Origin of the sequence: Streptomyces sp. SD31 (assembly GCF_052068475.1) — a bacterium.
GTDB lineage: Bacteria > Actinomycetota > Actinomycetes > Streptomycetales > Streptomycetaceae > Streptomyces.
In genome coordinates this window covers 78,003-92,381 of record NZ_JBQHCX010000002.1, presented here as the reverse complement: position 1 = coordinate 92,381, position 14,379 = coordinate 78,003, and the positions used below count along the sequence as shown (strand labels likewise).

Below are 14,379 nucleotides of genomic sequence, written 5' to 3'. Positions count from 1 at the left end.
CCGCGGAGCGACCCGCTTAGCCCCGCGGAGCGACCCGCTTAGCCGCGCGGAGCGACCCGTGCCCTCGCCGGCCCCTTCGCCATCAGCGTGATCCCCGCCCCCACCGGCACCTCCCCCACCTCCGCGTCCTCGAACTCGAACTCCCGCAGCAGCACCGCCAGCCCGAGCACCGACTCCAGCATCGACAGGTGCTGCCCGATGCAGGCACGCGGCCCGCCCCCGAACGGGAACCAGGCATAGCGCGGCCGCCCCGCCTCCGCCTCCGGCGTGAAGCGCGAGGGGTCGAAGCGCTCCGGGTCCGGCCAGTGGTCGGGGTGTCGCTGGGTGACCCAGGGGCTGACCAGGATGTCGGCGCCGGCGGGTATCCGTACCCCGTCCACTTCCGCGTCGGCGACCGAGCGGCGGCCGATGACGGGTGCGGAGGGATACAGCCGCATGGCCTCCTTCAGCACCATCGTCAGATACGGCAGCGCTTCCATGTCCTCGGCGGTGGGCGCCCGCCCCCCGGGACCGCCGAGCACCCGGTCCACCTCCTCCCGCACCCGCCGCTGCTCCTCCGGGTGCCGGGCGAGCAGGTGCAGGCCGAAGGCGAGTGCGGTGGCGGTCGTCTCGTGGCCGGCCAGCAGGAAGATCAGCACCTGCTCGCGGAGTTCGTCGGCATCCAGGCTGCCGTCCTCGGCGTTCTCGGCGTGCACGAGGAGGGTGACCAGGTCGTCCCGGTCCTCCCGGCCCCGACGGCTGTCGATGATCCCGTCGCACAGGGCGTGCAGCTCCGCCTGGAGGCGTCCGGCCCGGCGGTTGGCGGGGGTGGGCCAGGTGCGCGGCGCCTTGAGCGGGGAGAAGCCCCGCTTGAGGGAGTACTCCTGGAGCGGGGGCAGGGTGCGCTCGATCACCTCGAACGCCTGCTTCACGTCGGTCCCGAACAGGATGCGGCCGACGACATGCAGTGCGAACCGGTGCATCTCACCGACCAGTTCGACGGTCCCGCTCGGCGCCTCACGCCACACGTCCGCCAGCGCCGCCGCCTCCTCAGCGACCTGATGGGCGTAACCGTTCACCCGGCGCCGGGTGAACAGTGGCTGCACCAGCCGCCGCTGCCGCAGGTAGGCGTCGTCCTGGCTGGTCAGCAGCCCGTTGCCGACCGACTGGCGCAGCTCCTCGTAGAAGACGTTGTCCTTGCGGAAGTTGGTGGCCTGCGTCGCCAGCACCTGCTGTGCGCCCTCGGCGGAGAACACCGCGTAGATGTCGGACCGCAGCCCCGGCGGCCCGGCCCGGAAGCGCACCACGTCGCCGTGGTCGCGGCGGGCCCGCAGATAGGCGGCGAGGGGGTCGTGCAGCAGGTCGCTCATCGAGCCGAGCAAGGGACTCCCCGTCACGATCGGCGCCTCGGCGGCCGTCGTCGTCATCGTCATGGGTCCCCCATTCCCGCATAAGCCATTGACGCACCTTCAGACCGCACATACCTTCGCCAATCGAAGCGCTTCGACGCAGTTAGTCGAAGCGGTTCACCGACCGCAGCGCGGCATCACCGTAGACGCAGTCACGTAAGGACCCCCACATGAAGTTCACCGACGGCTACTGGCTGCTGCGCGAGGGCGTCACCGCGGCCCACCCGGCCGAAGTCCTCGACGTCACCGAGTCGGACGGCGCCCTGGAGATCCACGCGCCGACCCGGCCGATCCGCTCGCGCGGCGACCTGATGACGGGACCGGTCATGACGATCAACGCCCACACCCCGATGCCCGACGTCATCGGCCTCACCCTCACCCACTTCAGCGGCGAGCAGCCCCGCGGCCCCGAGTTCGAGATCGCCGAGTCGGAGGAGACCGCCCCGCAGATCTCGTACGACGACGAGCACGCGACCCTCACCTCCGGCTCCCTGTCGGTCCGCGTCGCCCGCACCGGCTCCTGGCACGTCGAGTTCCTGGCCGGCGGCCGCACCCTCACCTCCAGCGGCGCCAAGAGCATGGGCATCATGCGGGACGCGACCGGGGCGCACTACCTGCGCGAACAACTGCGCCTCGGCGTCGGCACGTCCGTCTACGGCCTCGGCGAGCGCTTCGGCCCGCTGGTCAAGAACGGGCAGGTCGTCGACATCTGGCAGGCCGACGGCGGCACCTGCAGCGAGCAGGCGTACAAGAACGTCCCGTTCTTCCTCACCGACGCGGGCTACGGCGTCTTCGTCGACCATCCGGGCAAGGTCTCCTTCGAGGTGGCCTCGGAGGTCGTGTCCCGGGTGCAGTTCAGCGCGGAGACGCAGGAGTTGACGTACTACGTCATCCACGGCCCGACCCCGAAGGAGATCCTCCGCAAGTACACGGCACTGACGGGCCGCCCCGCTCTTCCGCCCGCCTGGTCCTTCGGCCTGTGGCTGTCCACGTCCTTCACGACGTCGTACGACGAGGAGACGGTGACGTCCTTCGTGGACGGCATGCGCGAGCGCGAACTACCGCTCTCCGTCTTCCACTTCGACTGCTTCTGGATGCGCGAGTTCAACTGGTGCGACTTCCAGTGGGACCCACGCGTCTTCCCGGACCCGGAGGGGATGCTGACCCGGCTGAAGGCAAAGGACCTGCGGGTCTGCGTCTGGATCAACCCGTACATCGCCCAGCGCTCGCCCCTGTTCGCGGAGGGCAAGGCGCTGGGACACCTGCTGAAGCGGCCGGACGGGAGCGTCTGGCAGTGGGACCTGTGGCAGCCGGGCATGGCACTGGTCGACTTCACCTCCCCCGCCGCCCGCGACTGGTACGCCGCCAAGCTGGAGGCGCTGCTCGCCCAGGGCGTCGACTGCTTCAAGACCGACTTCGGCGAGCGGGTGCCGGTCGACGTGCAGTGGTCCGACGGCTCCGACCCGGAGCGGATGCACAACTACTACACGTACCTCTACAACCGCACCGTCTTCGACGTGCTGCGCAAGCACCGGGGCGAGGAGGAGGCGGTGGTCTTCGCGCGCTCGGCGACGGCGGGCAGCCAGCAGTTCCCCGTGCACTGGGGCGGCGACTGCGAGGCGACGTACGAGTCGATGGCGGAGTCGCTGCGCGGAGGTCTCTCGCTCGGCCTGTCCGGCTTCGGGTACTGGAGCCACGACATCGGCGGCTTCGAGGGCACGCCGTCGCCGGCGCTGTTCAAGCGGTGGCTGGCGTTCGGCCTACTGTCCTCGCACAGCCGCCTGCACGGGTCGTCCTCGTACCGCGTCCCCTGGCACTTCGACGATGAATCCGTGGACGTGGCCCGGCACTTCATCAACCTGAAGCTGCGGCTCATGCCCTACCTGTACGAGGCCGCCCGCACCGCCCACACCGAGGGGGTGCCGATGATGCGGGCGATGGTGCTGGAGTTCCCGGACGATCCCGGGTGCGCGCATCTGGAACGGCAGTACATGCTCGGGTCGGACCTGCTGGTGGCCCCCGTCTTCAGCGACGAGGGGGACGTCTCGTACTACGTCCCCGAGGGCACCTGGACCCACCTCCTCGGCGGGCGGACGGTGACCGGCCCACGCTGGGTGCGCGAGCAGCACGGCTTCCAGAGCGTGCCGCTGCTGGTGCGGCCGGGCGCGGTGATCCCAATGGGCGCGGTGGACGACCGGCCCGACTACGACCATGCCGACGGGGTCACGCTGCGGGCGTTCGGGTTGGAGCGGGGCGCGCAGGTGACGGTGCGGGTCGGGGAGGTGGCCTTCACGGTCGTACGGGAAGGGGACACGCTCAGGGCCTCGTGCAGTGACCCGGCCGCGTCCTGGGGGCTGGCGGCGGGTGAGCGCGAGGTGCGAGCCAAGGCGGGGACCGGGTTCCTCTCCCTGGAGCTGGGCTGATGGTGAAGATCACGGACGTGGCGCGGCATGCCGGGGTCTCCCCCAGCACGGTCTCGTACGTCGTCAGCGGCAAGCGCCCGATCTCCGACGAGACCCGGCGCCGCGTCGAGGAGGCCATCCGCGAACTCGGCTACCACCCGCACGCCGGCGCCCGCGCCCTGGCCAGCAGCAGATCGAACGTACTCGCGCTGATGGTGCCGCTGCGGGCCGGGATCAATGTGCCGGTGGTGATGCAGTTCGCGGTGTCGGTGGTGACCGCGGCTCGTCGGTACGGCCATGACGTGCTGCTGCTGACCCAGGAGGAGGGCGAGGAGGGGCTGCGGCGGGTCGTGGACACGGCGTTGGTGGACGGGCTGATCGTGATGGATGTGCAGCTCGACGATCCGCGGCTGCCGCTGCTACGGAGGCTGGACCGACCGTCGGTGATGATCGGGTTCCCGGCCTCCTCCGAGGGGCTGACCTGCATCGACCTCGACTTCATGGCGGCCGGCGAGGCGTGCGTGGAGCATCTGGCGCGGCTCGGGCACCGGGTGGTGGCGCTGGTGGGGTCACCGCCGGAGGTGTATGTGCGGGGGACGGCTTTCGCCGAGCGGGTGGTGCGGGGGTTCACGGCCGCGGCCGATCGGGGGCGGCTCACCTCCGCCGTACATCCGTGCGAGGCGTCGCCCGCGGCGGCACGTGCGGTCGCCGAGCAACTGCTGCGGGAGCAGCCCGCACTGACGGGGGTCGTCGTCCACAACGAGACGGTTCTGGAGCCGCTCATCGATGCCTTCGAGGGGCTGGGACTACGGGTGCCGACGGACCTGTCGGTCACCGCGATCTGTCCGGACGAGCTCGCGGAATCGCTACGTGTACCGGTGACGTCGATCGCGCTGCCTGCCGCGGAGGTGGGGGCGCGGGCGGTGGAGCTGCTGATGAAGAAGCTGGACGGAAAGGCCGTGTCGGAGGCGACGCTGCTGGCGCCGAGGATGACGGAGAGGGGGAGTACGGGGCGACGGGCGGTGGCGTGAACGGTCGCTGATCGTGCTGCCGGGCGGGGGGCTCGTGTGCTGTACTTGGAGGCGGAGAGGGCGCCGGCTGGGCGGGTAATCCAGTACTCGGCCGGAGGCCCAAGCTCACCAGGAGCGTGTCGTATGTCCCCAATCCGTGTGGGGATATCCGGCTACCCGGTAAGCCACCAGAGCAGCCACCTCCTCGCGTGCTTTGCCGCACGCTCCGGCAAGAGCCGGATCAGCCGCATAACGAGAGTCGGTTTCTGCTCCTCGTGACAGCCCATGCGGGGGCGTCCTCCCTTCGACGTGAGGCGGTCAGTCACGGTCCCGGGACCGCTCTCGTCGGGCCGGGCCCCGACGAGGTGGGGCCCGGAGTGAAGGGAGGACGCACCCAACTGGCGCGTCACGACGTCATACCATCGGTCACAGCGCACTTGGCGTGCGTAATCAGCAGATGTCCGGCTTGCGCCAAGTGCACTCGACGTCGGTGTTCGTCCCGCCCCCACGAATCGACGTCGAAACGGCCGAACCCGCTGCCTCCGCGGTCGACTTGGCCAACGTCACCACGATCGCGTCCTCCAACGGCTTCACGGACGAGGCCAGATAGTTGTTGAGGACGATGCCGTAGACGAGTTCGCGTCCCCCGGCATCCGTGACGTACCCGGACAGGCCCGACGCCCCCGTCAACGACCCGGTCTTCGCACGGGCGTTGAGCGCGGCAGCCGTACCGCACATCCGCGTCCGCAGCGTGCCCCCGACGAACCTGTCCGGGGCGCAGGCGACGGGCAGCGAGCGGTACCAGTCGGCGTACCAGGGCTCGGCGCGCACGGCGAGGAGGAGCTCGACGAGTTGTCCGGCCGGAAAGTTGTTCATCCGCGAGAGACCAGAGCCGTCGACCTGCCGTACCTTGCCGGAGTCGACGCCGACGCCCTTGAGGTAGCCGCTGATCGCCGACAGCCCGGCGCCCCAACTCCCCTGCCGCGAGGCCTGGTAGCCCATGGCCTTGGTGAGGATCTCGGCGTGCATGTTGTTGGAGAGCTTCATGAACGGGACGAGCAGGTCCTTCAGGGGCATGGAGTCGTGCGAGGCCAACTCACTTGCGGTGGCGGGCGTCTGGCGGCCCAGGCGGGTCGGCCCGGTGACCTTGACGCCGTGCTCGGCGAGCGCGTCCCGGAAGACGGCGGCGGCGTATCCGGTGGGCTCCCAGACGGTGACCCACTCCTTGGCGCCGGTCCCGTCCAGGGGTGTCGTACCGCTGACGACGATCGTGTTCGTGCCGTGCTCCCGCTCGACGGTGAGGTCGTCGGCACCACCGGCGGCGACAGTCGTGGCCCGCACGTCGAGGTCGACGTAGTCGGTGTCGGGCGTGACGGTGACGACCGGTTCGTCACCGGCCTCCTCCCCCGGCTCGACCGTGACGATCACGGTCCCGGTGTCGTAGTCGGTGTCCGGGGCCACGCTGAGGGCGCTGATCTGGGCCGAGTAGTAGGAGGACTCGTCGTCGGCGGCCCAGGAACGGCCGAGCCGCCGGTCGTCGAACCGGGTGTCGTCGGCGACGAGGCGCCCGGCGACGCGGGTGACGCCGGCCGCGGCGACGTCGGCGGCGAGCCGCTCGTAGTCCTGGTCGAGCAGGGTCGGATCGCCGGTGCCGCGCAGGTAGAGGTCACCGTGGAGCACGGAGCCCTGCCGTCGGCCGGTCGACAGCACGTCCGTCGTGAACCGGTACTCGGGGCCGAGGATCTCCATCGCGGCGGCCGACGTGGCGAGCTTGGTGTTGGAGGCGGGCATGAGGCGGGTGGAGGGCAGGTGCTGGTAGAGGAGCTCGCCGGTGCGGGCATCGGCGACCACGACGCTCGCCACGCCGCCCTCCATCCGCGCATCGCCCAGCACGGTGTCGATGCCCTCCGGCAGGCCACTTCGGTCGGCATCCGCACCGGCCTGCGCACCGGGGCCGAGGACGGCAGCGACGAGCGCCACAGCGACGGGCCAAATCCACAGTCTTCTACGGGAGTTGAGGCGTCTCCCGGAATCGCTCACGGGTCTGCTCATGCTTCAGCAGCATCCCGGACAACCGCCCGCGGCGACAGAGCACTTCTGGCTCAGCCCAGCCCCCAGGCCCGCCCCAGCCGGTACGCGCCACACAGGTTCACGTCGAGGACATACGCCCCGGCGCTCCCGCACTGCTCACTCCCGCTCCCCGGATCGACGGGCTGCCCGTGCCCCATCCCGGTGACGCTGTACGTCTCCACGACGGCACGCCCGCCCGCGTCCCGGAAGACCTGGTGCGGATACCCGGCGACGGTGTCACTCACGTCGGCCGCCTGATCGGCCCCCTGCACATCGGTCCACTGCCGCACCAGGTCGGTCATGTTGACGGGCTTCACGGTGTAGTCGGACGTGCCTTGGAAGGCGATCAGCGTGGGCCAGGGGCCGGTGTACCCCGGCCGGGCGGCGCGCACCCGGTCGCCCCACTGCCGCGGGGTCTGCGTGGCACCGACGTACATGCACACGTACGGCGATCCGGCGGCCTGCGCGCACCCGTACGGCAGCCCGGCGACGATCCCGCCCGCCGCGAACCTCTCCGGATACGCCGCCATCATCACGGCGCTCATCCCGCCCCCGGCGGACAGCCCGGTGACATACACGCGCGACGCGTCACCGGCGATGTCCGCGAGCTGCCGGTCCACCATCTGCGCGACGGACGCGGCCTCGCCCTGGCCGCGGGCGATGTCGCCGCTCTGGAACCAGTTGAAGCAGGCCGAGGCGTTGTTGGCGGTCTGCTGCTGCGGCAGGACGACGGAGAAGCGCCAGCGGTCGGCGAGTTGGAGCCATCCGCTGCCGGTGCCGTAGCCGGCGGCGTTCTGTGTGCAGCCGTGCAGCGCGACGACCACGGGCCGACCGGCGGGCAGCCCGTCGGGGACGTAGCGGAACATGCGCAGGGCACCGGGGTTCGACCCGAAGCCGGTGACTTCCTGAAGGGCGGCGGCCTCGGCCCGGCCGGGCGTGAGGACGGTGGCGAGCAGGGCGACGAGAAGGGTCGCCAGAACGGGGATACGACGGCTTGGGGCTCGGCTTGCGGCTCTGGTCTGGGTCATGGGGAGGGACCGTAGAAGCGTGAACGAGCCGTCGATATGGGGCGGGACAACACAACGGGCGCGTCCGCCATGGTGCTCATGGAGTGAGCGACCTGGTGGTGCGGAACTGCCGCACGAGCGCCCTCGGGTCTCGCACGACCTCCCACAGACCGACCGCGAGCAGCAGCAGGCTGCTGACGAAGCAGACCCAGAACACGAACTGGGCGCCCGCCGCGAGGTCGTGGGCGCTGCCGTCGTCGTAGCGGCAGTACGCCTGCGGGGGAAACGCCCTGGAGACGCCGACACCGCCGTAGTACATGGAGCACGGGTCCTCGCCGGGGTCCTTGATCGTGTCGTCCGCGGTGACGACCAGCAGCCAGGCCATCGCCGCCACCGGGACCGTGACGAAGACGGTCATCTTCGTCCAGGTCGGCAGGCGGGGATGGGCGAGGAGGCCGTTCAGCGCGATCAGTACGACCGCGAATACCGCGGTGACGGCGACGGCGGCGGCAGGGTCTTCGAGCACCGCGTGCAGCAGCCAGACCACTCCGGCCACCGGAGGTGCGGTGAGGACGAGGACCTTGATCCCGGGTGCGATACGCGGATGGGCGAGCAGGTACAGGGCGAGCGCGCACGCGAGGAGGGAGAGGAGCGCGATCACGGGCGCTGGGTGGCGGGGGCGGTGGGGGCCGTGGGGGCCGTGGGGGCGGCAGTGGGGTCCCGGTATGTCTCGTCCTTCTTCCACGGTCCGACGCCGAGTTTCCCCGTCGTCCCGAGGTCGAGTTCCGGCACCACCATCACGGGGTCGGCCCCGGGCTTCGCCCACACGCGGAGGTACGGGGCGTTCACCGGATCGCCGACGCCGGCCTCGGTGGTGTTGCGCCATGCCAGCCCGGCCATCGCGGCCTCCCCCGGACGCAGGACGACGGGTTGCGGGCGGCCACTCCCGCCGGTAGCGGTGCTGATCCGATCGGTCCCGTGGAGAATCCGTACGCTGTCCACGGTGTCGTGGTCCTCGTCGTGGAGTTCGAGCTTCGGGTAGCCGTTGAGCTGGTAGGGCCGGGTGCCGCAGTTGACCAGACGCAGGCCGGCGACGCGCAGCCCCATCGCGGCGTCCCCGTCATCGGCGTAGAGGCGCACGCCGGACTTGGGACAGGGCCCCCAGGCGGACGACGCCTCGGCGGCGGGAACGCTGCGTACCTCGACCACCTCGACGCCGGACACCTCGGGTGCGTGCCTGACCGTCTGTGCCATGACGACACTGCCCTTGACGGTCCGCCCCGGCCCGACCGCCTCGACGATCCGTTCCCCGTTGTCGGCCACGCCTCCCGCCGCCGAGAGGAAACCGAGGGTCACGGTGTAAGTGGCGGTCTCCGTCTCCCTGTTGGTGACCTCGAACTCCGCGCTGTACTCGACCCCCGTGCAGCCGCTCTCCGGTCCCCAGGCGTACAGGGCGGTGACCTTCACGCCGTCCTCGGCCGGACCGGCGACAGAGGGCAGGGGCAGCGGAGTCGGCGTACCGGAGGGGCCGACGGACGATTCGGCGGACGGCGTACCGCCGTACTGCGAGAAGTCCGAGGGGCACAGCCTCTCGGCCTGGACCCCACCGTCGTCGTCGCCCGGCGAGGCGCTCTCAGAACCACACGCGGCAAGCAGCAGGGCGCCGGCGAGGACGGCGGGAACAGTACGTAAGGCGGTAGGCATCCGCCCACCTCACCAAGGCCCGGCGCCCTTGGCTGTGGTGGAACCCACACCTCCGGTCACAGCAGTGTCACAGATCACTCTGGATGAACCCATCGACCAGGGAGACATGGAACTCGCCATAGCCGAACCGCTCCCCGAGCGCCTGGTAGCGGGCGTAGCGCTCCTCGGTGAGGGGCATCCACAGCGCGAGCAGGACCCGCAGGAACAGACGGAAGCCGAGGTCGGGATCGACCTGGGCGACGACCTGCTCCAGCGCCCGCGCCGCGTCGGCACCCGGTACGCCCTGCCAGTGGGGCTGGATGGTCCTGGACGCCAACTCGGGTGCGAGGTCATGGAGTTCGCGCAGCACCTCGTCCGCGAGGTCCCCTCGCACCGGCGCCGGGCCGGGGCGGTAGGCGGGCGCGGCCTCCCGCAGCCGCTCCCGGCAGACCTCGGCGGTCTGTTCCAGCCACTGCCGTACGTCGATGCCGAGACGATCGGGCCGCAAGCCGCAGTCGGACGCGGCCAGCCACAACGTGGTGAGCGTGTCGGTGGACAGGGGTGAGGCGTGCAGCCGGGTCACGTCCTGCAGCAGGACGGCGGCCGCGCTGCCCGGCGTCTGCCCGACGTCGTCACGGGCGGCCGTCTGCCGGACGACGTCACGTGCCGTGTGGTCCTGCCAGTCGCCGGCGAATTGCCCGGCCAGTTCGGAAAGGCCGAAGTCCCACGTGCTGTCGCGCCGGGTCGGATCGAGGGGCGGCCAGGCGACCTCCAGATCGTCGTGGACGACCCCGTAGTGGTACTCGAAGGGCTCATTGAGCTCGAGGAACCGATCGAAGCGCGCCTTGTCGACTCGCACGGAGTGCGTCTTCAGGATCCGCAGCAGCAGCCGGAAGCCGAGATCCGCGCCTGCCTCGACGACGGCCCGCCGCAGGACCGGAACGACGTCCGGCAGCGGCACGGCCCGCGCCAGATCCGCCTCGACCGCCCCGATCTCGGCGAGTACGGCGTCCCGCATCTCCTCCTCCACCAGCACGGGCCGAGGGGGTTCGACGAACATGGTGCTCCGGTACTTCACAAAGGTCTTCGGGCGTTTCGGCGGCGGCGCTGGATACGCCTCCGACCAGCCGCTCAGCCAGTCACGCACGGTCGCACCCCGGGCGACCGGATCGAACCGCTCCCCGTCGGCGGCCAGCCACAGCGTGCGGATCATGTCCTCCGGCAAGGACGACTCCAGCAGGCTCCGGGCATCCTCTCCGACCTGCTCGTCCCCCTCCGTATCACCCTCGGGCAAGGGCAACGGCAGAGCGGCCCCGGGCCTCCCGGCGAGGCCGCTGAGCCCGAAATCCCCGTCGTACATCACGTAGTACGGCTCGTCCGGCCGCGTCCCCATCCCCATCCCTGCCCCCGCCCTTGTCCCCAGCCCTTGCCCCCGTCCATCGCCGTCCCGGCATGACAAAGGCCCCGCTGCCCGGAGGCGGCGAGGCCTTTGCCCACATGGGGTCGAGGAGGTTCGGAAACCTCCCGATCGTGGAGATGGCGGGAATCGAACCCGCGTCCAACGGTGCAGAATCAGGGCTTCTCCGTGTGCAGTCCGCTGTGATTTTCTCGGCCCCGGCGATCACGCGAACAAGTCGCCGACGGGCCCAGTCACTGTTAGATTTCCCTCTTCACCCCGTGACCGGGATCAAGGTTTAGTTCCCTAGCTGATGCCAGGATCCGGGTCGGGAACAGCCCCGGGCTGACACTTCGCAAGTCGCTACTTAGGCAGCGAGGGCGAAGGAATCGCGCTTGGTGTTGGCGATTATTTTTTGCGACATATGGTTTACGAGATCATTGCCGCTTCCTCGACACGCTTCCCCTGCTTCAACAGCCGCTGTCGAAACCGATCATCCCCATGTTGTTTTTTCAATCCCCTCCGGAAACCTCCGGCGACCGGAGAGGGGCGCGCACCCTCTGTGAGGTGCGGTGCCATCGTACGTGACCAACGCACGACGATGCCAGCGTATTCCCGGCAGCCGCCTACCGGGCCCGCTACTGGGCCCGCTGCCGCCGCTTCGCCGCCGCGATCGCCCGGTCCGACTCCCGCCGGTCCTGCTTCTCCCGCAGGGTCTGGCGCTTGTCGTACTCCTTCTTGCCTCGCGCGAGAGCGACCTCGGCCTTCGCCCGGCCGTCCTTGAAGTAGATGGCGAGGGGCACGATCGTGTGTCCCGTCTCCTGGGACTTGGCCTCCAGTTTGTCGATCTCCTCGCGGTGCAGGAGGAGCTTGCGCTTGCGGCGCGCGGAGTGGTTGGTCCAGCTGCCCTGGTGATACTCCGGGATGTGGGCGTTGTGCAGCCACGCCTCGCCCCGGTCGATCTGGACGAAGCCGTCGGTCAGCGACGTCCGTCCCTCACGCAGCGACTTGACCTCGGTGCCCATGAGGACCAGGCCGGCCTCATAGGTGTCGATGATCGCGTAGTCGTGCCGGGCCTTCTTGTTCTGGGCGACGATCTTGCGCTTGCCGCCCTTCTCGCCGTCCCGGGACTTCGCGGCCCCGCCGCCCTGCTTGGGCTGGGACTCCTTCGGTACGTACATTCCCTTGCTCATAGTGCCGTCCATTTTCGCACTACGCAGGGGGTGCGGGGAAAGCCGATTTACGAGTCGCCGAGTCCGCTGAGGACCGTCTCGGCCCGCTCCACGACCTGCTGGTCGGCGTCCAGGTCAGGGGTGATCCCCCGGCCGTCGACGGCTCGGCCGGAGGGGGTGCGGTAGTGCCCGACGGTCAGTTCGGCGACGGAGCCGTCGGGGAGGCGGCTCGGCATCTGGACCGAGCCCTTGCCGAAGGTGCGGGTGCCCACGACGACCGCGCGGCCGCGGTCCTGCAGGGCGCCGGTGAGCAGCTCGGCCGCGCTCATCGTGCCGCCGTCGACGAGGGCGACGAGGGGTCTGCCGGTGTCGCCGCCGGGTTCGGCGTGCAGGGCGCGCTGCTCGCCGTCGACGTCGTACGTGGCGACGAGGCCGCCGTCGAGGAAGGCGGAGGCGGCGGTGACGGCCTCGGTGACCAGGCCGCCGGAGTTGCCCCGCAGGTCGAGGATGACGCCGACGCCGGCCGGGGCCTGCCGCAGGGCGGCGCGGACGGCGTCGCCGGAGCCCTTGGTGAAGGAGGCGATCTTGACGACGGTGATGCCGCCGGCGAGTTTTCGAACGGTGACCGAGTCGGTGGACAGGGTGGCCCGGCGCAGTGTGAGGTCCCACGCGCGCGTGCCGCGCTCCAGCCCCACCTTCACCGCCGTACCGGCGGGCGCGTCCGTCGCGTCACCGCGCAGTAAGGAGACGACCTCGGTGACCGGACGCCCGGCGACCTTCTGGCCGTCGACGCTGCGCAGCCGGTCGCCCGCGCGGATCCCGGCGGCCTCCGCGGGCGATCCGGCCCGCACCCTGGTCACTTCGATACGGCCGTTCCGCTCGCGTCGCGCCCACAGTCCGACGCCGGTGTACTCGCCGTCGAGGGCCTCTTCGAACTCCTCGTACTCGCCCTGGGAGTAGACGGCGCCCCAGCGGTCCCCGCTGCGGCTGACCGCGCGCTCGGCGGCCTCCATGGGGGACTCGCCGGCGGCCATGGCCTCGGCGGCTGCCTCGGCGACGTCGACGTGCCTACCCGCGGGTGCGACCGATCCGGCCGCGTCAGCCGAGGTTTTCCGGTCAGGGCCGGGCAGGGAGCCGGTCGCGGCGCCCGCGACGAGGACGCTCGTGAAGAGCAATGTCAGGGCGGCCCCGCGGCGAATGCGGCGGGGCTGACAGAACAGGTCACGACCTGACATGCCGGTGAGTCTAGGACAACGCAAGGGGCCGCACGGTCCGTTGCCCGTACGGCCCCCTTGGCGTTGGTCACACCTTCAGATACTTGCGCAGCGCGAAGAAAGCCGCCAACGCGGGCATCAGCAGGCTCGTCGCGAGGATGAGCGGCAGCTTCGTCAACACCGCGTCCCAGCCGATGAAGTTGATCAGCGTCAGCTTCTCCGACAGGGCCAGGCCGTGGTCGATGATGAAGTACCGCGCCATCACCAGGAAGGCGCAGGCGACCGACCCGCCGATGAGCCCGGCGACCGCGGCCTCCATGATGAACGGCGCCTGGATGTAGAAGCCCGAGGCGCCGACCAGGCGCATGATCCCGGTCTCACGCCGGCGGCTGAACGCGGACACCCGCACGGTGTTGACGATCAGCATCAGCGCGACGACCAGCATGAGCGCCATGATCGCCCGCGCGGCCCAGTTCATGCCGTTCAGCAGCCCGAAGAGGTTGTCCAGGATCCCCTTCTGGTCCTGCACCGACTGCACGCCGTCGCGCCCGTCGAAGGCGGTGGCGATGACCTGGTACTTCTCCGGGTCCTTCAGCTTGATCCGGTACGACTCCTGCATCTGGTCCGGCGTGAGCGAGGCGGCCAGCGGGGAGTCGCCGAACTGCTCCTTGTAGTGCTTGTACGCCTGGTCCTGCGACTCGTACGTCACCTTCTCGACGACCGTCATCTTGTCCAGGTCGGCGAGGATCTCCTTCTTCTGATCGTCGGTGACCGCGCCCTTGGCGCAGTTGGGGTCGGACTCGGCGTCGCTCTTGTTGCAGAGGAAGACCGAGACGTTGACCTTGTCGTACCAGTAGCCCTTCATGGTGTTGACCTGGTCGCTCATCAGGAGCGACCCGCCGAACAGGGCGAGCGACAGGGCGACGGAGACGATGACGGCGAAGGTCATCGTCAGGTTGCGGCGGAGACCGACACCGATCTCGGACAGTACGAACTGGGCGCGCATGGCGTCTTCTTCAGGCCTTTCCGTGGACGGT

General features: G+C 70.2%; 11 protein-coding genes and 1 other RNA gene. 2 read left to right on the top strand and 10 right to left on the bottom strand.

Going from position 1 to position 14,379, the window contains the following annotated elements:
- Positions 1–38 precede the first annotated feature (38 nt).
- Entirely contained in the window at positions 39–1,412 is a 1,374-nt protein-coding gene (locus ACTMVF_RS04325) for a cytochrome P450 (RefSeq protein WP_441269614.1), read from the bottom strand.
- A gap of 146 nt (positions 1,413–1,558) precedes the next feature.
- Here ACTMVF_RS04325 and yicI point away from each other — a divergent pair, with 146 nt between their 5' ends.
- Both yicI and ACTMVF_RS04315 read left to right on the top strand, forming a co-directional pair.
- Positions 1,559–3,811 (top strand): alpha-xylosidase, encoded by a 2,253-nt coding sequence (gene yicI, locus ACTMVF_RS04320; RefSeq protein ID WP_441269613.1) that lies wholly within the window; start codon positions 1,559–1,561, stop codon positions 3,809–3,811.
- Positions 3,811–4,821, top strand: a complete 1,011-nt coding sequence (locus ACTMVF_RS04315; RefSeq protein WP_441269612.1) for a LacI family DNA-binding transcriptional regulator — start codon at positions 3,811–3,813, stop codon at positions 4,819–4,821. The genes yicI and ACTMVF_RS04315 overlap by 1 nt, the downstream gene beginning before the upstream one ends.
- A gap of 429 nt (positions 4,822–5,250) precedes the next feature.
- Here the strand turns inward: ACTMVF_RS04315 and dacB are convergent, their stop codons facing one another.
- The 9 genes from dacB to ftsX form a co-directional block, all read right to left on the bottom strand.
- Positions 5,251–6,852 (bottom strand): D-alanyl-D-alanine carboxypeptidase/D-alanyl-D-alanine endopeptidase, encoded by a 1,602-nt coding sequence (gene dacB / locus ACTMVF_RS04310; RefSeq protein ID WP_441269611.1) that lies wholly within the window; start codon positions 6,850–6,852, stop codon positions 5,251–5,253.
- 50 nt (positions 6,853–6,902) lie between these two features.
- Positions 6,903–7,898, bottom strand: a complete 996-nt coding sequence (locus tag ACTMVF_RS04305) for an extracellular catalytic domain type 1 short-chain-length polyhydroxyalkanoate depolymerase (RefSeq protein ID WP_441269610.1) — start codon at positions 7,896–7,898, stop codon at positions 6,903–6,905.
- A 76-nt stretch (positions 7,899–7,974) separates the two neighbouring features.
- A complete protein-coding gene (locus ACTMVF_RS04300; RefSeq protein WP_441269609.1) occupies positions 7,975–8,538 on the bottom strand; it encodes a hypothetical protein in 564 nt (187 codons plus the stop codon).
- Positions 8,535–9,581, bottom strand: a complete 1,047-nt coding sequence (locus ACTMVF_RS04295; RefSeq protein ID WP_441269608.1) for a DUF4232 domain-containing protein — start codon at positions 9,579–9,581, stop codon at positions 8,535–8,537. Before ACTMVF_RS04295 ends, ACTMVF_RS04300 begins: the two co-directional genes overlap by 4 nt.
- A 67-nt stretch (positions 9,582–9,648) precedes the next feature.
- Entirely contained in the window at positions 9,649–10,953 is a 1,305-nt protein-coding gene (locus tag ACTMVF_RS04290) for a hypothetical protein (protein WP_441269607.1), read from the bottom strand.
- 135 nt (positions 10,954–11,088) lie between these two features.
- Positions 11,089–11,457, bottom strand: a transfer-messenger RNA (tmRNA) gene (gene ssrA / locus ACTMVF_RS04285).
- 137 nt (positions 11,458–11,594) lie between these two features.
- The gene (smpB, locus tag ACTMVF_RS04280) at positions 11,595–12,137 is read right to left on the bottom strand and encodes an SsrA-binding protein SmpB (protein WP_441270123.1); all 543 of its coding nucleotides are present in this window, start codon (positions 12,135–12,137) and stop codon (positions 11,595–11,597) included.
- A 59-nt stretch (positions 12,138–12,196) separates the two neighbouring features.
- Positions 12,197–13,363 (bottom strand): S41 family peptidase, encoded by a 1,167-nt coding sequence (locus tag ACTMVF_RS04275; protein WP_441269606.1) that lies wholly within the window; start codon positions 13,361–13,363, stop codon positions 12,197–12,199.
- A gap of 67 nt (positions 13,364–13,430) precedes the next feature.
- Positions 13,431–14,348 (bottom strand): permease-like cell division protein FtsX, encoded by a 918-nt coding sequence (ftsX, locus tag ACTMVF_RS04270; RefSeq protein ID WP_441269605.1) that lies wholly within the window; start codon positions 14,346–14,348, stop codon positions 13,431–13,433.
- Positions 14,349–14,379: the final 31 nt, after the last annotated feature.